The organism is Micromonospora sp. NPDC053740, from assembly GCF_040677775.1.
Classification (GTDB): Bacteria; Actinomycetota; Actinomycetes; order Mycobacteriales; family Micromonosporaceae; genus Micromonospora; species Micromonospora alfalfae.
The window spans coordinates 274,793-297,342 of the sequence record NZ_JBFASO010000001.1; the positions used below are offsets into that span (position 1 = coordinate 274,793).

The window sequence follows — 22,550 nt, forward strand, 5'->3', positions numbered from 1 at the left end:
TCACGCCCGCATCCGCGCGGACACGGCGATGACGAGCACCAGCGGCACGATCAGCAGTGCCGGGGCGACGACCGGCAGGTGCACGGCGACAAGGGCGCCGACCGCCGCGCCGACCATGAGGGCCAGCAGCACCTGGGCCTTGGGGCGCAGGGTGGCCCACGGGCTGCGGGCGGCGACCCCGGCGATCAGGCTGGTGAGCGTGCCGGTCAGGTACGTGGAGGACAGGCCGGACACCCCGAAGCGTTGGATCGCGCTGCTCTGCACGCCCAGCGCGACCGCTGACAGCATCAGCAACGCCAGGTGGACAGCCGCGTCGGGGGTGTGCAGGGTGACCTCCCAGACGACGGCGAACACCACGAACACCGACAGCTCCAGGACCAGCGCCCAGGTGACCCGCCGGGGCCAGACCGGATCGTCGGGCTGTGCCGAGCCGACGACGCGGGCGCCCGCGAGGACACCGACGATGAAGCTGGCGATGGCGCAGCCCGACGTCAGAGCCAGGTCGGCTTCGCCCCGGCCGGCCGAGAGCCCGAGCAGGACCATGTTGCCGGTCATCACGCTGGCGAAGGCGCCGCCGAGGGCGAGGAAACCGAGAGCGTCGGCGCTCCCGGTGAGGAAGGTGAGAACGACGACCAGGGCCTGCCGTCGCCGCAGCAGGCGCTCGTCTCGGCGCGGGGCGACGTGGGGGTGGGTGACGCGGGGCGCTGTGCTCGACACTGTCGGCCACCTTCCAATAATTGTTCTTCGTATACACTTTGTCCGGACACGTTCACGGAGAGGCAACCAGGTGGCTGAAGACCTACGGGACAAGCTCGGCGCGCAACACCTGCCGCTACGCGATCAGGTCCTCGCCGCGCTGCGGACCGCCATCATCGACGGCGACTACCTTCCCGGAGAACGGCTGACCGAGGACCGGCTCGCCGAGGACTTCGGCGTCTCCCGCAACCCCGTCCGGGAGGCGCTGCGCGTCGCCGAGGCGGAGGGGTTCGTCGTGATCCTCCCCCGCCGGGGAGCGGTCGTCGCCTCACCGAGCAGCGGGACCATCACCGACATGTTCGCCGTGCGCCAGCGGTTGGAGACACTGGCCGCCCGGCTGGCCGCCGAGCGGGCCACAGCGGCCGACGTGGCGTCCCTGCGCGCCCTGCTCGACCAGGGCCGCGAGGCGACGCAGCGCCACGACCTGGCCCGCGTCGCCGAACTGAACAGCACGCTGCACCTGCGCATCCTCCAGATCAGCGGAAACCCCTGGCTGTCGTCGATCGCCAAGTCGCTCTACCTCCATGTCCAGTGGGTCTTCCGGCTCGGCGCGGCCGAACGCGCGCCACACTCGTGGGCCGAGCACATCCAACTCGTCGACGCCATCGAGTCGGGCGACGGTGACCGCGCCGAGCGGGCCGCGCTCGACCACCTCGACGCGGCATCCGCAGCGGCGTACGAGAACGCCGAAGGCGGCTACGGCGCCCGCTAACGACCGCACGCGTAGCCCTGCATCCCCCGGGGGTTCGCACCGGCCGCCAGCACGCCCGTCGCCGGATCACGGGTCACCGCGCAGAGCCGACCGAGGCTCCACCCGTCGGTGACCCGCACCTCGTGTCCGTACGCCCGCAGGGCCGCCAGCACGCCCTCGTCGAGCCGGTCCTCCACCACCAGGACACCGGGCTCCATGTCGCGGGGGTAGAACGACCCCGGCAGGCTGACCGTGTGCCACGCCGGCGCGTCGATGGCCTCCTGAAGGCTCTGCCCACCGACGAGGTGCCGCAACAGGAACGGCAACTGCCACTGGTCCTGCTGGTCGCCACCGGGGGTGCCGCAGGCCAGCACCGGCTCGCCGTCGCGGTGCACCATCGTCGGGCTCAACGTCGTACGCGGGCGGCGGCCCGGCGCCAGCGACGAGGCGAGCCCCTCCTCCAGCCAGAACATCTGCAACCTGCTGCCCAGCGGAAAGCCGAGTTCCGGGATGGTCGGGGAACTCTGCAACCAGCCGCCGCTGGGCGTAGCGGAGATCATGTTGCCCCACCGGTCGACCACGTCCACGTGACAGGTGTCGCCCCGGGTGACCCCGTCAGACTGGACCGTCGGCTCTCCCGTCGTGGCATCCGTCGGCCCGGTACGCCGACCGGCACCGGGTCGGACGTGGGCGGGCAGGCGCGGCTGCGCCCCGTCCGGGTGCCCCGGCCGCAACTCCGCCGACGCGCGATCGCCGATCAGGGCGGCCCGTTCCCTGGCGTACTGCGGCGAGAGCAGCGCCTTGGCGGGCACGTCGGCCCCGTCGCCGTACCAGGCCTCCCGGTCGGCGAAGGCGAGCTTGAGCGCCTCGACCTGGGCGTGCACGCCCGCCGCGGTCGCCGGGTCGTACGCGCCCGGGTCGTCGAGCGCGTCCAGGGTGGCCAGGGACTCCAGCAGCACCGGGCCCTGACCCCAGAAACCGGTCTTCGCCACCGAGTAGCCGTGCCAGTCGAGGGTGGCGGGCGTCTCCCAGCTCGCCGAGTACGCGGCCATGTCGTCGCCGGTGACCAGCCCGGCGTTCGGGCGGCCACTGGAGTCCTGGAACGGCCGCCGGCTGAACGCGTCGATCGCCTCGGCGACGAAACCCGTGCTCCAGGCCCGGCGGGCGGCCTCGATCTGGGCCTCCCGGTCGGCGCCGGCCGCCCGTCCCGCCTCGACGAGTCGGCGCAGGGTGTCCGCGTACGCCGGGTTGGTGACCAACTCCCCCGCGGCCGGTGGCCGGCCGCCGCGCAGCCAGAGCGCGGCGGAGGTGGGCCAGTGTTCCTCGAACAACGACCGGACGGCCGCCACCGTGTCACCGACCCGGCCCACCAGCGGGTGCCCGGCGGCGGCGTAGCCGATCGCCGGCTCCAGCACCTCGGCGAGGGTGAGCGTGCCGTGCTCGCGCAGCAGCAGGAGCCAGGCGTCCACCGCGCCGGGCACGGCCGCCGCGAGCGGCCCGGCGCCCGGGATGAGGTCCATTCCGAGGGACCGGAAGTGCGCGATGGTGGCACCGGCCGGGGCCGGGCCCTGCCCGCACAGCACCTTCGGTCGGGGGTCCCGTGCGGTGGCCACGATGGCCGGCACCTCGCCGCCCGGCCCGTTCAGGTGCGGCTCGACGACGTGCAGGACGAAACCGGCGGTGACCGCGGCGTCGAAGGCGTTGCCCCCGCGTTCCAGGATGCCCATCGCCGACTGGCTGGCGAGCCAGTGGGTGGAGGACACCATGCCGAAGGTGCCCTGCAACGTGGGTCGGGTGGTGAACGTCATGACAACACCTCACTGGGATCTGCGGTACGAACGTCGGGACCGGTGCCGTCCGGCCGGACCAGGTGACACGCGGCCATGCCGTCGCCGATGGCGGTCTGCGCCGGCACCTCCGTCGCGCACCTGTCGAAGGCGAGCGGGCACCGGGTCCGGAACCGGCAGCCGGACGGCGGGTCGAGCGCGGACGGCAGGTCGTCGCCGAGCAGCACCGGCTGACGGTGGCGCTGACGCACCGGGTCGGCCACCGGCGCGGCGGAGAGCAGCGCCTGCGTGTACGGGTGTGCGGGGCGGGCGAAGATCCGCTCGCGGCTGCCGGTCTCGACCAGTTGACCGAGGTACATGACAGCGATGTCGTCGGCCAGGTACTCGACAGCGGACAGGTCGTGGGTGATGAAGAGGCAGGCGAACCCGATGTCGCGTTGCAGGTCGGCGAGGAGGTTGAGCACCGACGCCTGCACTGACACGTCGAGCGCGCTGGTGGGTTCGTCGGCGATGAGCAACATGGGCTCGGAGATCAGGGCCCGCGCGATGCTGACGCGTTGGCGTTGCCCGCCGGACAGCTCGTGGGGGTAGCGGCGGGCCACCTCGGCGCGCAGGCCCACCCGTTCGAGTTGGGGGGCGACGCGGGCGTCCCGCTCGCGCCGGGAGATCCGCTTGCCGGCCAGCCGCAGCGGCTCGGCCACGATCTCGCCCACCAGCATGCGCGGGTCCAGTGACGCGGCCGGGTCCTGGAAGACGATCGACACCGCGCCGCGATGGGGACGCAGCCGCCGTCGGGACAGGTGGGTGACGTCGGTGCCCGCGATCCGGACGGTTCCCGCTGTCGGCTCGACGAGCCGCACCACGCATCGGCCCACTGTCGACTTCCCGGAACCGCTCTCGCCCACCAGGGCCGTGACCCGGCCTCGCGGGATGGTCAGTGACACCCCGTCCACGGCACGCACCGGGCCGAAGTGCATCACCAGGTCCGCGATCTCCAGGGCGTTCGGCTGCGGTGTCATCGGTTCGCCTCCTGAGCTGCCGTCGGTGCCGTCGCGCAGGGGTGCCAACAGGCAGCGACATGGTCGGTGCCACCGACGTCCTCCAACGGCGGGGCGGCGGCCCGGCACTGCTCGTCGGCGGCCGGGCAGCGATCCGCGAAGGTGCAGGCGTCGGGTTGGCTGGCCAGAACGGGCACCAGCCCGGGGATCTCGGTCAACCGGTCGGTGCCGGCGTGCCGGCCCGGCTGCGGTGACGCCGACAGGAGCCCGGCCGTGTACCGGTGCCGGGGCTGGGCGAACAGGTCGTCCACCGGCGCCCGTTCCACCACCCGGCCCGCGTACATGACGACGACGCGGTCCGCGATGTCGGCGATCACGCCGAGGTCGTGGGTGATGATGAGGACGCTCGTGCCGAGCCGGTCGCGCAGGTCCCGCAGCACCTGGAGGATGCCGGCCTGGACGGTGACGTCCAGCGCGGTGGTCGGCTCGTCGGCCACCAGCACCTTCGGGCCGCAGGCCACCGCCATCGCGATCATCACGCGCTGGCGCATGCCACCGGAGAGTTGGTGCGGATAGCTGTCGACCCGCTGGGCTGCGGACGGGATCCCGACGAGCGTCAACAGTTCGACGGCGCGGGCCCGCGCCGCCCGTCGGGACATTCGTTCGTGGACCTGGAGCACCTCCCCGATCTGCCGCCCGACGCTGAGCACCGGGTTCAACGACGTCATCGGCTCCTGGAAGATGTAGGCGATCTCCCGGCCCCGGACCCGGCGCAGTGCCGACTCGCGGGCCCCGACCAGTTGGGTGCCGTCCAGGCGGACCGACCCGGTGACCCGGGCGCTGCCCGGGAGCAGCCCGGCGAGGCTCATCGCTGTGACGCTCTTTCCGCACCCCGACTCGCCCACCATCCCGACGATCTCCCCGGCTGCGAGGTCAAGGCTGACCCCGTCGACCGCCGAGACGGTGCCGGTCTCGGTCGGGAACGACACCGACAGGTCGCGGATCTCCAACACGGGCGCGGAGGCGGTGGTCATCGCCGGTCTCCCTTCGGGTCGAGGGCGTCGCGCAGGGCGTCACCGAAGACGTTGAACGCCAGCGCCAGACCCATGATCACCACGCCGGGGAAGACGGCGGCCCACGGTGCGCGGGCGGCGAACTGCTGGGCGGTGGCCAGCATGGTGCCCAGACTGGGCGCCGGGGGTTGGATGCCGAGGCCGAGGAAGGACAGCACCGCCTCGCCGAGGATCGCGGCCGGGATGGCGACAGTGGCCTGCACCAGGATCACCGAGGTCGCGTTGGGCAGGATGTGCCGGGCCAGCACCCACAGGTCGCTCGCGCCGTCCACGACGGCCGCCGCTACGAAGTCCAGCGACTTGAGGCGCAGCGTGTCCGAGCGGACGACCCGGATCACCCCGGGGATCTGGGCGATGCCGATGGCCACCGCGGCGTTGCCGAGGCTGGCGCCCCGGATGGCCGCCAACCCCACCGCCATGATCAGAAACGGGAACGCCAGCAGCAGGTCGGTGAAGCGTGAGATCACCGCGTCCCAGGCCCGGAAGTAGCCGGCGGCCAGCCCGAGCGGCACCCCGATGACCAGTGACGTGGCCACCGCCAGGAGTCCGACCTGCAACGACGCCCGCGCGCCGAGCATGATGCGGGAGAGGACGTCCCGACCGAGGTCGTCGGTGCCCAGCAGGTGCCCGGCGGTGCCCGGAGGCGCGAACGTACGGGCGAAGTCGGTCTGGTCGACCGAATAGGGCGCGAGCCAGGGCGAGAGCAGCGCGATGACGCCCGCCAGCGCGAGCACGACGAAGCTCACCACGGCGAGCGGGTTGCGCCGCAGCCGCCGCAGCACCCGGGTACGCCGGGTGATGCTGGCGGTGCCGGTCTCCGCCATCGGTACGGTGAGGACGGTCATGCCGGATCTCCCGTCACCCGGATGCGTGGATCGATGACCGAGTAGAGCAGGTCCACGAAGAAGTTGATCACGATGTAGGCAGCCGCGGTGAGCAGGACGACGGCCTGGATCACCGGGTAGTCCCGTTGGAACACCGCGTCGATCGTCATCTTGCCGAAGCCCGGCAGCCCGAAGATCTGTTCGGTGACGACAGCGCCCGAGATCAGCCCGCCGAGTTGGAGACCCACGACGGTCACCACCACGATGAGGCTGTTGCGCAGGGCGTGCCGGGTGATGACGGCGCGCGGTCGCAGCCCCTTCGCCTTCGCCGTCCGCACGTAGTCGGAGGAGAGGGAGTCGAGCATCGCCGACCGGGTCTGCCGCATGATGATGGCGGCCAGGCCGGTGCCGAGGATCACGGCCGGCAGGACGATGTGGTGCAGGTTGTCCACGGGGTCCTCCAGGATCGGCACGAAGCCGGAGGCGGGGAAGAGCCCGGTCGCCACTGACAGGTAGAGGATCGCCAGCAGCCCCAGCCAGAAGTGCGGCACCGACAGGCCGATCAGGGCCAGGCCGTTGGCGAGCCATTCCGCCGGGCGTCCACGACGGACCGCCGCGAGCACCCCGGCGCCGACGCCCAGCGCCGCCGCGATGAGGATCGCCAGGACGGACAGCTCGACTGTCACCGGCAGGGCGGTCGTGAGCATCGACGAGACCGGCGTGCCGGTGCGGATGGACACCCCGAAGTCGCCCTGTGCCATGCGCTCCACGTACTGGGCGAACTGCACCGGCAGCGGCTGGTCCAGCCCGTAGTGCCGCCGGATGGCCTCCAGGGCCTCCGGCGACCGGTCCTCGCCGGCCAGGGCGAGGGCCGGGTCGCCGGGCAGCGCCCGTACGCCGACGAAGACCACTATCGTCGACATCAGCAGGGTCAGCGCCGACTGCCAGGCGCGGGTGAGCAGATAGCGGGCCACTACTGCCTACTTGCCGAAGCCGGCGAAGGCCGCCCGGATCACGCCGTCCGGGTAGACCTGCAGGCCCTGGATCTGCTTGCTGACGGCGGTCAGGTTGCGCTGCCGGTAGAGGTAGATCAGGGCGTCGTCCTGCTGAAGCAGCGTGACCGCCTGCCCGTACAGCTTCTTGCGCTCCTCGACGTCGCCGGCCTGCCGGGCCTGGGTCAGCAGAGTGTCGAGCTGCGGGTTGCTGTAGCCGGCGACGTTCTGGCTGGCGCCGGTGCCGACGAAGTTGGTGATGTTGGCGTCCGGGTCGATCCGCCCGCTCCAGCCGAGCTGCAGCAGCTCGAAGTTGCCACGGTCCTGCTCGTCGAGGAGCGACGAGTACTCCACCGGGTTGATCTTCAGGTCGAACCCGCCGTCCTTGACCATGGACTGCAACGCCTGGGCGAGGCGCAGCGTGTCGGGCGTGTTCGAGGCGAGCATCGAGACCGGGTACGGCGTCTGCACGCCGGCCTCGGTGAGGAGTTGCTTGGCCTTGGCGGGGTCGTGCGCCGGGCAGGTCTGCGCCTCGGGCGACGAGAACGGGCTGGCGGGTGAGATGGGCGAGCAGGCGGCGGTGTGCACGCCGTTGAAGACCGCGTCGACAAGGGCCTTGCGGTCGATCGCGTGCTCGAAGGCCTGCCGCACCTTGGCGTTCTGGGCGAGGGGGCGGTTGATCGGCTTGGGGGCGGTGCCGACACCGTCGACGTTGCCGACGTTGATGGTCAGGCCCTGGTAGCCGAGGGACTGTGACTGGAGGACGGTAAGCGCCGCGTCCTGCCGGAGCGAGGCGACGTCCTGGGTGGAGACGGAGTCGGCGACCTGGGCGTCGCCGGAGCGCAGGTTGGCGGCGCGGATGCTGGCGTCGGTGAGGATCCGCCACGAGATGGCGTCCAGGTGCACCTTGCTCGCGTCGTAGTAGTTGGGGTCCCGCACCACCTCGATGGAGTTCTGCGGCACCCGCTTGGCGAACTTGAACGGGCCGACGCAGACCGGCGCCGAGGCGAAGTCGTCGCCGAGGCTCTGCAACGCCTTGGCGCTCATGATCATGCCGGCCCGGTCGGCGAGAGCCCCGAGCAGCGGCGCGAACGGCTGCTTCAGCCGCAGGACGACGGTCTGCGCGTCCGGGGTGTCGACGCCGTCGATGGGACCGAGTTCGCTCTTACGCGCCGACCGCTCGTTGGTGAGGTGGCGTTGCAGGGTCGCCTTCACCGCCGCCGAGTCGAACGCCGTGCCGTCGGCGAAACGCACGCCGGGCCGCAGCGGAATGGTCACCGTCCGGCCGTCGCCGCTCGTGGTGGGCAGGGCCGTCGCGAGCTGCGGTACGACCTGCGCCTGCTCGTTGACGTCGTAGAGCTTCTGGCACATGGCTTGGAAGACGTAGCGGGAGTAGAGGCTTCTCGACAGTGTCGGGTCCAGCGCGTCGGGCTCGGCGGAGAGGGCGATGACCAGCTTGCCGCCCTGCTTCACGGCGGCGGGGTCGGCGGGCGTGCCGAAGGAATCCTGGCCCGCCGCCTGGTCGCCGCCGGACGGGTCGCCGCCGTCGTTCTTGGACACCGGTGAGCAGGCGACGACCGTGCAGACGACGGCGGCCGCCGCCACGGCGGCCCGGAGCACCCGGCGGCGGGGCAGGTTCGTGTCGCGGACGGAGAGGTTCGTCATGGAGAGCTCCTCGAGTGGGCGATTCGGGGAGCGTATGTTGTATACGATGACCGCCGCAAGACCTCAGTGAATGGCTCGCCAGGCACCCCGGGCACCCTGAACAGGCCCGGCCGGTGATCAGCTCGCGGGCCGGGTCCGGCCGCCCCGAACCAGGCTGAGCAGGACGACCAGCGCGAGCACCGCCACCACCACGCTGAAGACCTCGCCGGCCGGGCGCAGCCCGATCGTCTGGATCAGCAGACCGACCCCGACCGCCGGCACACCGAGCATGGCGAACAGGATGGCGAAGAACGTCGACACCGTCTCGGCCCGGTGCCGCGGTTCGGTCTTCATCGTGATCGTCGCGATGCCGTCGCCGACCGCCACCCCGGACGCGACCCCGATGATCGCCGCGCTGATCAGCAGCGTCGCCAGCAACGCCATCCACATGCTGAACGCCAGCAGGCCCGCCCCCACCACCAGACCGACGCAGGCGCTGGCCAGCGCGGCGCGCGAGGACAACACCCGGGTCAGCAGCTGACCGAACGCCGCGCCGGTGAACGCCACGAACACCACGAGCGCGGCCAGGGTGTGTGAGGTCTCGTGCAGGACCATGCCGAGGAAAAGCCCGCTCACCGACGTGAGCACCCCGAGGGCGGCGAAGCCCGCGCCAGCGGTGATCGCCGAGCGGACGAAGGCGCCGCGGATGCTCGCCGGCACGTACAACCGCTGCACCCGCACCGTCACCGGCGAACGTTCCCGGACCGTCTCCGGCACCCCGCGCAGCGCAACGATCGCGATCAACGCCAGGATCAGCACGATCACCCAGGGCAGCCGCAGCGGTTCGGGTGCCACGTCCGACACGATCCCGGACAGCAGGGTGCCGGTGGCCAGGCCGCCCAGGTTCGCGAAGATCGACACGGTGGCGGCACGCTTCGGGTGCCGAGGGTCGATCAGCTCCGCCAACGCCGCCGTCGCCGTGCCGATGATCAGCGCGGCCGACAGCCCGGCGAGGATCCGACCCACGATGATCATCGCCAGGTCCACGGCGGCGAGGAACACGGCGTCGGCGGCGACCGAGAGCAGCAGCGCGATGAGGATGACCGGGCGTCGACCGATCTGATCGGAGAGCCGACCGAAGACCAGCAGCCCGACGACGACTCCCAGCGCGTACAGCGCGTAGACCACTGTCACTGTCAACGACGCGAAGCCGAATTCCTCCTCGTAGAGCGGGTAGAGCGGCGTCGGCACCGTGGTGCCCACGAGCGTGATCCAGAACGCGAACGCGACCCGCACCGCGCCGGACGTCGACCGAGGCGTCGCGCCCCCGGCGCGGCTCGCGTCGGACATGACCAGTCTCCCCGGGATCGGACCCCTGCCTGCGCGCCGCCGACTCCCGCACCCTCCGAGTCGCGGCTCCCTGCCCGCGTACAGCATGGGTCTCGACCTTGGCGGAGATGCGGTAACAGCCCGAAACGACCAGATCAGGTGGCCGCGCGCTCAGCCCAGGGCTCGGCCGGACAGGGCTACACGCAGCGCCGGCCCGAAGACCCGCCGGACGTCGACCGGTGAGAGCCCACCGATCGAACGGATCGGGTTCAGGTAACGCGTGAAGATCAGCCCACCGAGCACGCCGACAGCGGCGGTGGCGCGTCGCGTGGCGTCGGGCCCGCCGAGAAATTCAGCGATGCGGAGGCGTAGCTCACCGTCCAGGTAGTCCCGCAGGGCGCGCATCGTGTCGTCATCCTGCACCGCCATCCGGCTCTGCACCGGCCCGGTGGCGTCCCACAGGCCGGTGACCGAGTCGAGCAGGCGGTCGGCCAGCTGGTCCCGGTCGCCCCGCAGAGCCTGGTCGAGCGCGGTGGGATCGACGCACAGCAGGTTCAGCGACTGACTGAAGAGGCCCTGCTTGGAGCCGAAGTGGTAACTGATCAACGCCGAGTCGACGCCAGCGGCGGCGGCGATGGCCCGAACCGTCGTGCCCGGATAACCGTGCTTCAGGAACAGCTCGCGGGCGGCCTCGGCGATGCGGGCCTTGGTGTCGGGGTTGCCGCGGGGCCGACCCCGCGTTTTATTCAACACGGTTGAATAATGCTCTCCCCCGCTGGCACGGTCAACGGCGTCAACCCCCAGCGAGGAGCGAACACATGCGCACTGTCGTCTTCGGCGCCAACGGCCCCACCGGCCGTCAGATCACCGGGCAGGCCCTGGCCGCCGGCCACGAGGTCGTCGCGGTCACCCGCCGCCCGCACGCCATTCAACCCCGCCCCGGCCTCACAGTGGTCAGCGCGGACGTAACGGACCCCGACGCCGTCGACCGGGCCGTGGCCGGCGGCGACGCCGTCCTGTCCAGCCTGGGCGTCCCCCTCACCCCGAGGCCGATCACCGTCTACTCCCGGGGCAACGCGAACATCATGGCCGCCATGCACCGCCACGGGATCAAGCGCCTGATCACCGTCAGCTCCAGCGTGCTGGACCCCACCTGGCGCCCGACCGGCGAGTTCTTCTTCAACAACGTGCTGGACCCGCTGTTCAACCGCAGGGCAGGCCGCACCGCGCACGAGGACATGCGGCGGATGGAGTCCCTCGTTCGTGACAGCGACCTGGACTGGACCATCACCCGGCCGTCCGGGTTGTTCGACCACCCGACCGTCACCCGCTACGAGGTGGCGCAGGACGTCGCGGACGGCCTGTTCACGGCGCGCGCGGACCTGGCGGCGAGCATGGTGGCGCAGCTGACCGATGACCGGTACGTCCGGCGGGCGATGGCGGTGATCACCACCGAGGTGAGGCCGAGCATCGCCGGTCTGATCTGGCGCGAAGCCGTCATGAAGAAGAAGTGACCCTCCCCGCCGGTGGGAAGCGGCCCGCACCGCGCCGCTTCCCACCGCGTACCCCTAGGAGTTGTACGCCTGCGCGGTCACCGTGACCTGGCGGGCGAGGCCCGACCGGGCGGGCCAGGAGATCCGCACCTCGCGGCTCTCCCCCGGCAGGAGCCAGAAGTAGTTGTCGTCGTAGCGGGCCGGCAGGACCCGCTCACCGCGCTGGTCGCGCACGGCGAGCCGTACCAGGGCGGCGACCGTACGACCCTGGTTACGGACCGTCGTGGTGACGGTGTTGCGCCCGTCCACGACGCGTACGGTGCTCGACGACGTCGACAGTCGGGTGCTCGGCACGTCGTTGAGCGCCCGCACCTGCTCGGCCTTGTCGTAGCGCCAGTAGGTGTTCTCCGCGAGCAGCCGGTCCCGGCCGTCCCGCAGCTCCAGTCGCACCAGGTGCAGCCCACCGCCGTCCGGAGCGGCGAGCGGGAAGACCGCCGTGGTGGCCGAGCGGGCCACGTCCACCCGCTGACGCTGGGCCGAGCCCAACGACCTGCCGCTCAGGTCGTAGCGTCGGGCGCTCACCGTGACCCCGCTGAGCGGCGCGGCGGTGTGGTTGACCACCCGGACCTGCCAGGTGCCCGGGTCGGCCTGGACGTGCACCGGCTCGCACCCCTTGCGGGCCCCGTAGTAGGCGCCGTTCACGTCGAGGTCGTAGTCGTAGGTCTGCCAGACCGTGCTGTGCCACGCCGGGTGCGACATCCACAGCAGCAGACCGGTGGCGTCCTGCCACAGGTTGGCGTTCCACGCCTCGAACATCGCGCGGTGGCTCTCGTAGTTGACGAACTGCGCCCTTGTGGCGAACTCGTCGAGCGAGGCGGACTCACCGAGCCGCGCGTCGATCGCCGCCTGGTACGTGCCGACACGCTGGTTACCGATGGTCGACCAGTCGTGGTAGTTCCACACCTCACCGATCGGCCACTGCGGCGCGTCACCCACGAGGTTGCGCATGCTCTCGACCACCGACACCACAGGCATGCCGATCTCGGTGTGGAAACCGAACGCGCCAGTGTCGTAGGTGTTCCTGTTGTTGTACGTCGCCGGCTCCACCCAGTGGTACGGGCCGTGACCGCTGACGATGCCGCCGGCCGAGTTGGGAATGTAGAGGATTTCCGGGTGCTCGGTGGCCGCTGCCTGCTTGAGCCCGGCGTCCACGATCGGCGGCGGGTCACCCTCGTTCGCGCCACACCACACCACGATGCTCGGGTGGTGGCGGAACCGCCGGATCGTGTCGGCGGCGATGTCGACGTAACCGGGCGGGTTGGGCAGGAACGCGCCCGCCTGCCAGAAGTCGTTCCACACCAGGATGCCCTGCTCGTCGCAGGCCTGGTACAGCTCCTCGCGGTTGCTGCTGCCGAGCCAGTTGCGGATCATCGTGAAGTTCATGTCGCGGTGCATCTCGACCGTGTCGGCCAGCCGGTCGGGCAGCACCCGACGCAGCAGCTCGTCCCAGCCCCAGTTGCCGCCCCGGGCGAACACCGGCACACCGTTCACGCTGATCTTGAGTTGGGTGACGGCGTTGCTGACCGACTTCACGTCGGTCCACCGCTGCCCGTCGGCCGAGACCTGGATGACGAAGTCGCGGGCGTACGCCTGCTCCCAGACGATGCTGACCTGGTCGAAGCTGACCGGAGCGCCGAGGTCGACCTGGATCCACTGGTTGTCCTCGAACGTCGACGACCAGCGGGTGCGGGGGTTGTCGTCGACGGCCCGGTCCGGGCCGTTCGAGTCGCTGTCGGACGACGACGCGGTGGCGGTTGCGCCCAGGGCCAGGTCGACGTCCGGCTCGGCCTGCCGCTGCACGGAGAGCGCCCACATGGACACGCCCCACGAGGTCACCCGCGCGCCGGTCTGGATGCGCAGGTGCTGGGCGGTCTGGCTGGCGAACGTCTCGACCTGGGTGGCGCGGCTGCCCAGCGGGGTGTCGTTGCTGACCGACGTCACGTCGGTCCAGGCGTCCCCGTCGGCGGAGACCTGGACGCGGTAGTCCAGCGCGTACGCCTGCTCCCACACGATGGTGACCCGGTCGAAGTCGACCGCCGCGCCGAGGTCGACCTGGATCCACTGGTTGTCCTCGGCCTGCGAGGCCCAGCGGGTCGTCGCGTCGCCGTCCACGGCCTTGCCGGGCCCGTTGCCGTCGTTCTCCGAGGACGACGCGGTGGCGTCGCGGCGCAGGGCGAGATCCGGGCCGGCGCCGTCGGCCACCGACAGCGAGAACATCGAGATTCCCCAACCGGTGGCGCGCTGGCCGGCCTGGATGCGTACGTGCTGGGCGTGCTGCCGGTCGAACGTGACGGTCTGGGTCGCCGCGCCGTCGACGAACTCCAACGCGGGCTTTCCGGGCGGCGAGATGACGATCGGCTGGTGCCAGTCGTAGGCGAACTCGCGGACACCGAAGCGGAGCGCACGCCGGTCGCTCACCGAGCGCTTCACGGTGGCGGTGAGCGTGAGGTCGTACAGGTGGGGGTCGCCGTAGCCGTTGGGCCACCAGAGCCGGGGGTTGCGCAGCCGCAGCGCGCGGAAGCGCTCCGGTGCGAAGGTGACTGTGGTGCTCCCGCCGGCGGGGACGGTCACCGTGGACTCGACGCGTACCTTGTCGAACTCCGCGCGGACGGTGACAGTGGTGGCGCTGGCCGCCGCGTTGCGGACCGGCACCCGGATGGTGACCTCGGCGGTGTCGGTGCCGGGCAGGTCGGGCAGCGTGGTCTGCACGTGCGGGTCGCCGATGACCACGGCGCCGGTGCTGCGCAGGCGGACGTGGTCCCAGAGGCCGGTGACCCGGTCACGGACGGCCGGCATCCAGTCCCACCCGGACACCGCCAGGTAGGTCGGCGCGTCAAGGTAGTGGTGGGCCGACTGGAGGAAGGTACGACCGTCGGGGCCCTTGTCGCCGGGGGTGCCCGGGTGGGGCATCGGGGTGACCCGGACGGCGAGGACGTGCTCGCCGCGGTGACCGGCCAACGCGTCGGTGATGTCGAAGGCAGCCCGCGCGAACGGGTGCTTGACGCTGCCGACCTGCACGCCGTTGACCCAGGCTGTCGCCTCGTGGTTGATCCCGTCGAACTCCAGCCAGATCCGTCGGCCGGCCGAGGTGTCCAGGTCGCGCGGCAGTCGCAGCGCGCGCCGGTACCACCAGGTGTGCCGGGACAGTGCCTCCGGGATGCGCATGTTGTTGAAGCCGGCCACCGGGTCGGGCAGGTGGCCCTGCTCGACCAGGGTGCCCAGCACGGTGCCGGGCACCGTCGCCGGCAGCCAGGACCGGACGTCGACGCCGGCGCGGGAGAGCTCGGCGCCGTCGGCGGTGCCGGCGAAGTCGTCCATCGTCAACGACCAGCCCGACTCCAGCGGCACAGTGCCGTCGGCGGCGACCCTCAGCTCGGGAGCCGGGCCGGTGTTGCCACCCTCCCAACTGGTCCATCCCTCGGCCTTCGGCCGGCCCGCGAGGGGTACGCCGTAGACCTGGAAGCCGTTGAGGCCCACCGGGTTGCTGTTCGAGCGCTTCGTGGCGGTCATCCGGATCCACCGGGCGGTGACCGGCTCGGGAAGCTTGATGGTCTGCGTGCCGCCCTGGCCCTCGCTGGTCTCGTACACCGACCGCCAGGCACTGCCGTCGGTGGAGACCTCGATCCGGTACGCCGTGGCGGCGCTGGAGAGGATCTCGTCACCGTCGGTGTCGGTGTAGTTGCCGTCGAACGGCCCGTCGGTGAGGGTGGCCTCGAAGACCAGGGAGACGGCCTCGATCCGGCACAGCGCCTGGAGGTCCACCGAAATCCACTGTGGATCGCCGTTGGCGGCGCGCCATCCACTCCCCCGGACGCCCACCTGCGGCAGGCCGTCCACGGCGAAGGTGGCCGGCGTCGGCGCGTAGTCGGTCGAGGAGACCGTCACCGGGCGGTACCGGGCAAGGTCGGTGGGGGTGGCGGTCGGCGCCGGCACGGCGGCGGACGCGAGGGCGTCCGGGAGGGCAGCGGTCACCCCGACCGACGCCAGCAGCGTCGCGCCGGCGGAGAGGAAGGTACGCCGTGAGATCGGCGATGGCTCGGACATCTTGCCTCCAGACATGACAACGTTGTCAGATGGCGGGGGTCTGTGACAACGTTGTCAGATGGTGGCCCGATGTTTCCCGAGAGTCAAGGTCCCGAGTCCATCGTGATTCCCCGAACACGTTCCGCGACTGTTCCACTTCGGACATCGACGCGCGGGGTTCGTCACTCCGGCTGCGTACTCAGCCCGTCCAGGGCGACAGTGAGCACGTGATCGCGCTGGTCGGCGCGGGGAAAGTGCCCGGAGGCGATGGCGCTGGCCAGGCGCATGACGTCGTCGATCGTCACGTCGGCGCGCACCTCGCCAGCCCGCTGGGCCCGATCCAGCAGCGGCCCACCGGCGGCGTAGAGCGCCCGCCGACACTCCAGGTAGGCGGTGGACTCCCGGTTCAGGCCGGCGGCCAGGGGTTGTTTCGCCCCGATGTACTCCACGAAGCGCCGCAGCCACGCGTACAGGCCGTCGCGGGGAGCGAGCCCCTCGGCCTCCCCGGCCGTCGCGCACACCGCCTCGACCTCGGTGACGTAGACGTTCTCGATCAGCACCTCCCGGGTCGGGAAGTTGCGGTAGAGCGTCGCGATGCCCACTCCGGCCCGGCGGGCGACCTCCTCCAGCGGAGCCTGCGCGCCCTGCTCGGCGAAGGCGACCCGGGCAGCCTCCAGGATCGCGTCGTAGTTGCGGGCGGCGTCGGCCCGGTGCGGGCGGGCCACGCGCAGGTGGGTGAGGGCCGTCACGATGCCGATGTCTCCCAGCGCTAGCAACCGGAGGGCGACTATCACTAGAGTGATAGTGCGCCTCCACTTATTCGGAGGTCTCCTATCAGTCTAGCCCCGAAAGAAGGCGGACCATGTCCCCGACTCCCGCTTCCCGACGCGGGATCGCCCTGGCGCTCATCCTCGGCTCGCAGCTGATGATGACGCTGGACACCTCGATCATCACGACCGCGTTGCCGCACGTGCAGCGGCAGTTCGGCTTCTCCCAGTCCGGGCTCTCCTGGGTGCAGAACGCCTACGTTCTGGCGTTCGGCGGCCTGCTCCTGCTCGGCGCCCGAGCCGGTGACCTGCTCGGCCGCCGCCGCGTCTTCCTCGCCGGGATCACAGTGTTCACCGCGGCGTCCCTCGCCGCCGGCCTCGCCCAGAGCGGCAGCTGGCTGATCACCGCCCGCGTCGTGCAGGGTCTCGCCGCCGCGCTCGCGGTGCCCTCCACGCTCGCGCTGCTGGTCGCCGACCACCCCCAACCAGGGGCCCGAGCCAAAGTGATCGCCCTCTACAGCGCGGTCATCGGCGCCGGCGGCAGCGTCGGCATCGTCATCGGCGGCGTCTTCACCGACCTGCTCTCCTGGCGCTGGGGAATGCTCGTCAACGTTCCGATCGGCATCGCCATCGCGCTGCTCGCCCCACGGTTCCTGGTCGAGACCGAACGCCGCGCCGGCACGTTCGACCTCGGCGGGGCGCTGACCTCCACCGGCGGCATGACCGCCCTGGTGTACGGCTTCATCCAGGCCGCCGCGACCGGTTGGAGCGCACCGGGCACCGTTGTCCCGTTGGGCCTCGGCGTCATCCTCCTGAGCGCCTTCGCGCTGATCGAACACCGGGCACCGCAGCCGATCACCCCACTGCGACTCTTCCGCAGCCTGGAGCGCTCCGGAGCGTACGCCGGGCGGATCCTCATCGTCGGCGCGACCTTCTCCACCTTCTACTTCCTCAGCCAGTACCTCCAGGAGGTCCTGCACCTCAGCGCCCTCCAGACCGGCTTCGCGTACGTGCCCATCACCGGCATGTTCTTCGCCATGGTGTACGCCATCCGGCCCCTGCAGAACCGGCTCGGCCGGCCTGTCCTGCTGGTGGCGGCCCTCGTCGTCGCGCTGGTCGGCATGGCGTGGCTGTCGCGGATCTCGACCGGCTCCAGCTACTTCCCGGACGTGCTGCTGCCCCTGCTGGTGATCGGAATCGGCCAGGGCCTCGCCATCATCCTGATGACCCAGGGCGGCGTCGCCGGAGTCGAACCGCAGGACGCCGGCGCCGCGTCCGGCCTCGTCAACGTCGCCCACCAACTCGGTGGCTCACTCGGCATCGCGATCCTCACCATCGCGTACACCCGTGCCAGCTCCGCCACCGACCCGACGGCGGGCTTCCATGCGGCCTTCACCGGCGCGGACGTCTTCTTCCTGATCGCCCTGGCCCTCGCGATCGTCGTGGCCGTCGCGGGCCGCCGCGCCCACCGGCTGGCCGCCCTCCCGGTCACCTGACCGCCCGCGGCGCCTGGGCCGCGAGGGCTGCGGCGGGGCTGCCGGGACCCTGGCTGCCGGGCCCCGGCTTGCACGGCCCTGGGCTGTGGGGCTGGGCTCTGGGGCTGAGCTCTGGGGCTGGGCTGTGGGGCTGGGCTGTGGGGGCTGGGCTGTGGGGGCTGGGCTGTGGGGGCTGGGCTGTGGGGGCTGGGCTGTGGCGCGCTGCCTTTGGAGCTGATGCCGCAAACGAATCAGACCGAATGCCTGCCGCTTCCGCCTCCCGGCTGCAAACCCGCAGCCGGCAGCGCCGCCCCGTCGGTGATGTCGCAAACGATTCAGCTCCAAAGGAGCCGACCAACACCTCCGCACCCCGCGACGCCGCGGCGGATCGGAGGTCACGGCGGCGGACCCCGTTGATCCAGCGACGGCGCCGCGACCGCCGGCGGGTGAGCGAGGCGTCCACCCGTACCCGCGGTCGTGGCGGCACCGACCGCGGTGCCCGTCGGTCAGCTCGCCGGCCCGCCCTCGCGGCGGCCGGGATCCCGAGGGTGGTACTCGGGGCGGAGCTTCGCGCTCGCGAACGCCGACTTCACCGCCGCCGAGAGCGCGGTGATGTCGTACGCGCCGTGGTGCCGCCGGCCGTTGATGAAGAAGGTCGGGGTGCCGGTGACGCCGCTGAGGTCGGCGGAGTCGACGTCCTCGGCGATCCGGTCCACGCCCATACGCTTCACCATGTGCTCCCGGAACCCGTCCAGGTCCAGGCCGAGCTGTTCGGCGTAACCGAGCACGTCGGTGGGGTTGAGCGCGTCCTGGTGGGCGAGCAGCAGGTCGTGCATCTCCCAGAACGCGCCCTGCTCCCCCGCCGCCTCGGCGGCCTCGGCGGCGAGTTGGGCATGGGGGTGGACGTCGGTGAGCGGCAGGTGCCGCCAGACGTACCGGATGTTGGCGAAGTCCGCCAGCAACTCCCGGACCACCGGCTCGGCCTGCCCGCAGTAGGGGCACTCGAAGTCGCCGTACTCCACCACAGTCACCGGCGCCTCAAGCGACCCCCGCATGTGGTCGCGATCCCCGTCGACCGGCAGCATCAGGTCGACGATCCCCTCGGTGACGCCCAACAGCGCGCGGGTCCGCCGCGCTGGCGAGAGCCGTCCGACGGAGCGGAACACCAGCCAGGTGACGAGTGACGCGCCGAACGTCGCCACGAGGATGCCGAACTTCGCCTCGTCGAGGGCTGGGCCGCTCAGGGCATGGGTGGCGATCAGGAGCGCGACGGTGAACCCGATGCCGGAGATCGTGCCGACGCCCACGACGGCAACCCAACCGACTGGCGGCCGGAAGCGGTTGCCGCTGAGCCGGGTCACCAACCACGCTGTGGCCACGATCCCGGCCGGCTTGCCGACGACGTACGCGAGCACGACCCCGAGCGTGACCGGAGAGGTCACGGCCCTGGCCAGCAGGTCGCCGTCGATCACGATGCCGACGTTGGCCAGCGCGAAGAGTGGCACCACCACGTAGCTCGCCCACGGGTGGTAGAGCGTCTGCAACCGTTCGTTCGGCGACAGCGCAGAGGTGAGCCCCGCCCGGGCCATCCGGGCGAGTTGCGGGGTGGGCTGTTCCCGGAAGAGGCGAAACTGGTCGCTGGCCCGCTGCAGGTCGCCTCGGCCGGGAGCGTAGGCGTAGCTCAGCAACCCCATCACCAGGCCCACCGCGACCGGGTCGACACCGGACATCGAGACGGCGAGCCAGGCCGCCACCCCGAGCAGCGCGTAGACGGGGCCGAACCGCACCCCGAGGCCCCGGACGAGCAGTACGACGCCGAAAATCGCCGCCGCGATGACCAGCGCCGTCAGCGAGGGGTGATGCGGGTACGCGATGGCCAGCACCGCGATCGCCACCACATCGTCGACGACGGCGACGGTCAACAGGAAACCCCGCAGCCGTTCCGAGAAGCGTGGCCCGAAGACGGCCAGCGCGCCGAGCGCGAGCGCCGTGTCGGTGGCCATCACCGCGCCCCAGCCCGCCGCCGTGGTGTGCCCGGCGTTGATGGCGAGGTAGATCGCGATCGGCACCAGCATGCCGCCGACCCCGGCCAACATCGGCAACGCCAGGCGACGCCGCTCCCGCAGCTCACCGATGTCGAACTCGCGGCGCAACTCCAGCCCCGCGACCAGGAAGAAGAACGTCATCAGGCCGCTGTTGATCCAGGTACGCCCGTCATGCTCCACCTGCCAGTCGCCGAGCCGGACCGACAGAGACGTGCTCCAGACCGACTCGTACGACGACACGTGCAGGTTGGCCCAGACGAGAGCCGCCACCGCGGCGATCAGCACCACCCGCGCGCCGCCGGTCTCGGTACGCAGGAACGCGCGCAGCGGAGCGTCGAACCGCCTGTCCCAGATGGTTCGGGCGGACCACCCCCGCTGCGTGTTGTCGCTCGTCACGGGGACAATCTTCGTCGACCTGACCGTCACGTGGTTCGGATTGCCACTCCTCCTCAGCGAAGGCGACACTCCTGTGCCCGCTTCGCTGCCCCTGGCGCAACGTCCTTGGCGTTCACCCCGAGGGCATGCACGCAGGGCGACCGGTTGGTAGCGTGCCGGTGATGTCCCGCCGGTTGCCGCCGGCAGTGGTCCCCCGGGGAGGGTCGACATGTGGGCGGACGACGCTGCGCTGGACGCGGCGGAGCGCCGACTCGACGAGTGGGAGTCATCGCTCGCCGAGCGGGCGGAACGCGCGAAAACGCTGTCGGCGACGATGCGCGAATTGACCGGCGCCGCCCACAATGCCGATCGGACTGTCGACGTCACAGTCGACTCGGCCGGCCTACTGATCGACCTACGGCTCGACGAGCGCATCCGGCAACAACCCGCGGCGCACACCGCCCGACAGATCCTGGAGACCACCACTGCCGCGCGTGCCGACCTGCTCCGACAGGTCAGCGACGCAGCCACGCAGTCATTGGGCGACGACCCGAGCACCCAGGCCATCGTCGACTCGTACCGTAGCCGGCTTCTCCCCGACCAGGGATCGACCGATGCCCGCCGGTGACGGCATCCAGGTCGACCCGGACGACCTGACCGCCCACGCCGCACGCCTCGATCGCTGCGCCAGCAGCCTCGACACCGCCCAGCAGGCAGGCCAACACGTCCGATTGGGCACCGACGCCTACGGGCAGCTCTGCGCGATGATGCCGGTGCTGCTCGACGGCCTGCAACGAACCCTTGTCGACGGCATCGGCGGCGCCGCCGCATCGGTGCGGGACACCGCCGGCAGGCTGCGGGTCGGCGCGGACCGGTACCGAGAGTCCGACGCCCACGCCAAGCACCTGCTCGACGGAGTGCGGCAGCGCCCGTGACGGCCAACCCGCTCGTCGCCGCCGCTGTGGACACCCCGCCCAGCGCCTGGGCGGGCGTGTGGATCTGCGAGGACATCGAACTCATCGCCCAGGGCGTCCGCAACGGCAGTTGGATCGACGGCAGCATCGGCGTCGTGAGCGCCAGCCTTGACGCTCTCGCGTTCGTCTCCGACCCGGTCGGCGCCCTGCTCCAGTACGGGATCGCCTGGCTCATCGAACACGTCAAGCCGCTCAGCGAGGCGCTGGACTGGCTCGCCGGCGACCCCGCGCAGATCACCGCACACGCCCAGACCTGGCGCAACGTCGCAGGGTCGCTCCGCGACGACGCCGCCGAACTGGCCCGCGCCGTCCGCACCGACGTCGCCGGCTGGGGCGGCAGTGCCGGACCCGCCTACCGGGCCTGGGCCAACGAACAGCGCCAGGCCATCAGCGGCCTCGCCCAGGGCGCCGACACCATGGCCACGATCACCGAAGGCGCCGCCGGCCTGGTGGCCGCCGTCCGGCTCCTGGTCCGCGACGCCATCGCCACCTGCGTCTCCCGCATCATCGTGTACGCGGGCGAACTCCTCATCACCGGCGGACTGGCCGCGCCGCTGGTGGTGGAGCAGGTGACGACCCTGGTGGCGTCGTGGGGGGCGCGGATCGCGCGGTTGCTGCGAGGGCTGCTGACCAGCCTGCGACGGCTGATTCCGGAGATGCGCCGGCTCGGCGACCTCATCGAGAAACTCAAGCAGGCGCTGGGCCGGCTGCGCGACTCGCCGCCTGCGCGGTCGGGAAGCTCGGGAGAGGGGCCACAGGGCCTTCATGGCGGCCACACCACACGGCCTCGTGATCTTGCGGACTATGGACGGCAGGACCGTTGGGCAGAGGATGCCTACGACGCCATCCGTAGGCAGGATGATGTTGACCTCATAGCTCGCCAGGTCGCGGAGGTCCCCCGCCTCGACGGTTCCCGCGGGTTTTCGCGGGAGGACATAGAACAGATCCGTCGGCACATCTTCTTTGACGAGCACCCGATGGACGACTACGCGGGCGGAGTCATCCATCAACGATATGATCCGAGCGCTCCCATGGCTGAGGCATGGTTACGCTTGCGCCGAGGCAACCCGTTGCCCGAGGATCACGCTCTGCTAGAGCACGAACTGGCGGAGTTGCATTACTACCGGGCACATCCGCAGGCGGCATACCGTGAGGCGCATCTTGCCGCCAACCAGGTGTCCGACTGGGGATCGTCCATACCCGGGCCGACCTACGAGGACTACGCCGACATGGGAGGCTAGGGC

18 protein-coding genes are annotated in these 22,550 nt (G+C 71.2%); 6 read left to right on the forward strand and 12 right to left on the reverse strand.

The window, feature by feature from the left end; translation table 11 throughout:
- The gene (locus AB0K35_RS01230) at positions 1–717 is read right to left on the reverse strand and encodes a YoaK family protein (protein ID WP_363882782.1); all 717 of its coding nucleotides are present in this window, start codon (positions 715–717) and stop codon (positions 1–3) included.
- Between the two features lie 70 nt (positions 718–787).
- Between AB0K35_RS01230 and AB0K35_RS01235 the strand changes: the two genes are divergently transcribed.
- The gene (locus AB0K35_RS01235; RefSeq protein WP_167457549.1) at positions 788–1,468 is read left to right on the forward strand and encodes a GntR family transcriptional regulator; all 681 of its coding nucleotides are present in this window, start codon (positions 788–790) and stop codon (positions 1,466–1,468) included.
- On the opposite strand, the gene AB0K35_RS01240 is transcribed toward AB0K35_RS01235, so the two are convergent.
- From AB0K35_RS01240 to AB0K35_RS01275, 8 genes are all read right to left on the reverse strand, one after another.
- Entirely contained in the window at positions 1,465–3,255 is a 1,791-nt protein-coding gene (locus AB0K35_RS01240) for a gamma-glutamyltransferase family protein (protein ID WP_363882785.1), read from the reverse strand. The genes AB0K35_RS01235 and AB0K35_RS01240 overlap by 4 nt on opposite strands.
- Positions 3,252–4,253, reverse strand: a complete 1,002-nt coding sequence (locus AB0K35_RS01245) for an oligopeptide/dipeptide ABC transporter ATP-binding protein (protein ID WP_112589347.1) — start codon at positions 4,251–4,253, stop codon at positions 3,252–3,254. The genes AB0K35_RS01240 and AB0K35_RS01245 overlap by 4 nt, the downstream gene beginning before the upstream one ends.
- Positions 4,250–5,266, reverse strand: a complete 1,017-nt coding sequence (locus tag AB0K35_RS01250) for an ABC transporter ATP-binding protein (protein WP_363882788.1) — start codon at positions 5,264–5,266, stop codon at positions 4,250–4,252. The genes AB0K35_RS01245 and AB0K35_RS01250 overlap by 4 nt, the downstream gene beginning before the upstream one ends.
- Positions 5,263–6,150, reverse strand: a complete 888-nt coding sequence (locus AB0K35_RS01255; protein WP_091399349.1) for an ABC transporter permease — start codon at positions 6,148–6,150, stop codon at positions 5,263–5,265. The genes AB0K35_RS01250 and AB0K35_RS01255 overlap by 4 nt, the downstream gene beginning before the upstream one ends.
- Positions 6,147–7,103 carry an ABC transporter permease gene (locus AB0K35_RS01260; RefSeq protein WP_238669491.1) on the reverse strand — a complete coding sequence of 319 codons (957 nt, stop codon included), beginning with the start codon at positions 7,101–7,103 and terminating at the stop codon, positions 6,147–6,149. Before AB0K35_RS01260 ends, AB0K35_RS01255 begins: the two co-directional genes overlap by 4 nt.
- Before the next feature lie 6 nt (positions 7,104–7,109).
- Positions 7,110–8,786, reverse strand: a complete 1,677-nt coding sequence (locus AB0K35_RS01265) for an ABC transporter substrate-binding protein (RefSeq protein ID WP_238669492.1) — start codon at positions 8,784–8,786, stop codon at positions 7,110–7,112.
- A 117-nt stretch (positions 8,787–8,903) separates the two neighbouring features.
- On the reverse strand, positions 8,904–10,115 hold the full coding sequence (locus AB0K35_RS01270; protein WP_363882791.1) for an MFS transporter: 1,212 nt from the start codon (positions 10,113–10,115) through the stop codon (positions 8,904–8,906).
- 150 nt (positions 10,116–10,265) lie between these two features.
- A complete protein-coding gene (locus AB0K35_RS01275) occupies positions 10,266–10,847 on the reverse strand; it encodes a TetR family transcriptional regulator (RefSeq protein ID WP_363882794.1) in 582 nt (193 codons plus the stop codon).
- A 65-nt stretch (positions 10,848–10,912) separates the two neighbouring features.
- On the opposite strand from AB0K35_RS01275, the gene AB0K35_RS01280 reads away from it, so the two are divergent.
- Positions 10,913–11,608, forward strand: coding sequence for an NAD(P)H-binding protein (locus AB0K35_RS01280; RefSeq protein WP_363882797.1), 696 nt, complete (start codon positions 10,913–10,915; stop codon positions 11,606–11,608).
- A gap of 54 nt (positions 11,609–11,662) precedes the next feature.
- Here AB0K35_RS01280 and AB0K35_RS01285 read toward each other — a convergent pair whose 3' ends face one another.
- Positions 11,663–15,691, reverse strand: coding sequence for a discoidin domain-containing protein (locus tag AB0K35_RS01285; RefSeq protein ID WP_363882799.1), 4,029 nt, complete (start codon positions 15,689–15,691; stop codon positions 11,663–11,665).
- A gap of 161 nt (positions 15,692–15,852) precedes the next feature.
- Positions 15,853–16,464, reverse strand: coding sequence for a helix-turn-helix domain-containing protein (locus AB0K35_RS01290; protein WP_363882802.1), 612 nt, complete (start codon positions 16,462–16,464; stop codon positions 15,853–15,855).
- A gap of 68 nt (positions 16,465–16,532) precedes the next feature.
- Between AB0K35_RS01290 and AB0K35_RS01295 the strand changes: the two genes are divergently transcribed.
- Entirely contained in the window at positions 16,533–17,933 is a 1,401-nt protein-coding gene (locus tag AB0K35_RS01295) for an MFS transporter (RefSeq protein WP_363882805.1), read from the forward strand.
- A 485-nt stretch (positions 17,934–18,418) separates the two neighbouring features.
- On the opposite strand, the gene AB0K35_RS01300 is transcribed toward AB0K35_RS01295, so the two are convergent.
- Positions 18,419–20,353: a Na+/H+ antiporter NhaA gene (locus AB0K35_RS01300; protein WP_363882808.1), complete on the reverse strand. Its 1,935-nt coding sequence runs from the start codon at positions 20,351–20,353 to the stop codon at positions 18,419–18,421.
- A 208-nt stretch (positions 20,354–20,561) separates the two neighbouring features.
- On the opposite strand from AB0K35_RS01300, the gene AB0K35_RS01305 reads away from it, so the two are divergent.
- The 3 genes from AB0K35_RS01305 to AB0K35_RS01315 are packed head-to-tail and all read left to right on the forward strand — an operon-like array spanning position 20,562 to position 22,547.
- On the forward strand, positions 20,562–20,960 hold the full coding sequence (locus tag AB0K35_RS01305) for a YbaB/EbfC family DNA-binding protein (protein ID WP_363882811.1): 399 nt from the start codon (positions 20,562–20,564) through the stop codon (positions 20,958–20,960).
- Positions 20,947–21,267, forward strand: coding sequence for a type VII secretion target (locus tag AB0K35_RS01310; RefSeq protein ID WP_363882814.1), 321 nt, complete (start codon positions 20,947–20,949; stop codon positions 21,265–21,267). Before AB0K35_RS01305 ends, AB0K35_RS01310 begins: the two co-directional genes overlap by 14 nt.
- Positions 21,264–22,547 (forward strand): WXG100 family type VII secretion target, encoded by a 1,284-nt coding sequence (locus AB0K35_RS01315; RefSeq protein WP_363882817.1) that lies wholly within the window; start codon positions 21,264–21,266, stop codon positions 22,545–22,547. The genes AB0K35_RS01310 and AB0K35_RS01315 overlap by 4 nt, the downstream gene beginning before the upstream one ends.
- Positions 22,548–22,550 lie beyond the last annotated feature (3 nt).

Bases quoted from the DNA above. Each gene is read 5' to 3' on its own strand.
- AB0K35_RS01240 (WP_363882785.1), bottom strand. From the start codon at position 3,255: ATGACGTTCACCACCCGACCCACGTTGCAGGGCACCTTCGGCATGGTG.
- AB0K35_RS01245 (WP_112589347.1), bottom strand. From the start codon at position 4,253: ATGACACCGCAGCCGAACGCCCTGGAGATCGCGGACCTGGTGATGCAC.
- AB0K35_RS01250 (WP_363882788.1), bottom strand. From the start codon at position 5,266: ATGACCACCGCCTCCGCGCCCGTGTTGGAGATCCGCGACCTGTCGGTG.
- AB0K35_RS01255 (WP_091399349.1), bottom strand. From the start codon at position 6,150: ATGACCGTCCTCACCGTACCGATGGCGGAGACCGGCACCGCCAGCATC.
- AB0K35_RS01265 (WP_238669492.1), bottom strand. From the start codon at position 8,786: ATGACGAACCTCTCCGTCCGCGACACGAACCTGCCCCGCCGCCGGGTG.
- AB0K35_RS01270 (WP_363882791.1), bottom strand. From the start codon at position 10,115: ATGTCCGACGCGAGCCGCGCCGGGGGCGCGACGCCTCGGTCGACGTCC.
- AB0K35_RS01280 (WP_363882797.1), top strand. From the start codon at position 10,913: ATGCGCACTGTCGTCTTCGGCGCCAACGGCCCCACCGGCCGTCAGATC.
- AB0K35_RS01285 (WP_363882799.1), bottom strand. From the start codon at position 15,691: ATGTCCGAGCCATCGCCGATCTCACGGCGTACCTTCCTCTCCGCCGGC.
- AB0K35_RS01295 (WP_363882805.1), top strand. From the start codon at position 16,533: ATGTCCCCGACTCCCGCTTCCCGACGCGGGATCGCCCTGGCGCTCATC.
- AB0K35_RS01305 (WP_363882811.1), top strand. From the start codon at position 20,562: ATGTGGGCGGACGACGCTGCGCTGGACGCGGCGGAGCGCCGACTCGAC.
- AB0K35_RS01310 (WP_363882814.1), top strand. From the start codon at position 20,947: ATGCCCGCCGGTGACGGCATCCAGGTCGACCCGGACGACCTGACCGCC.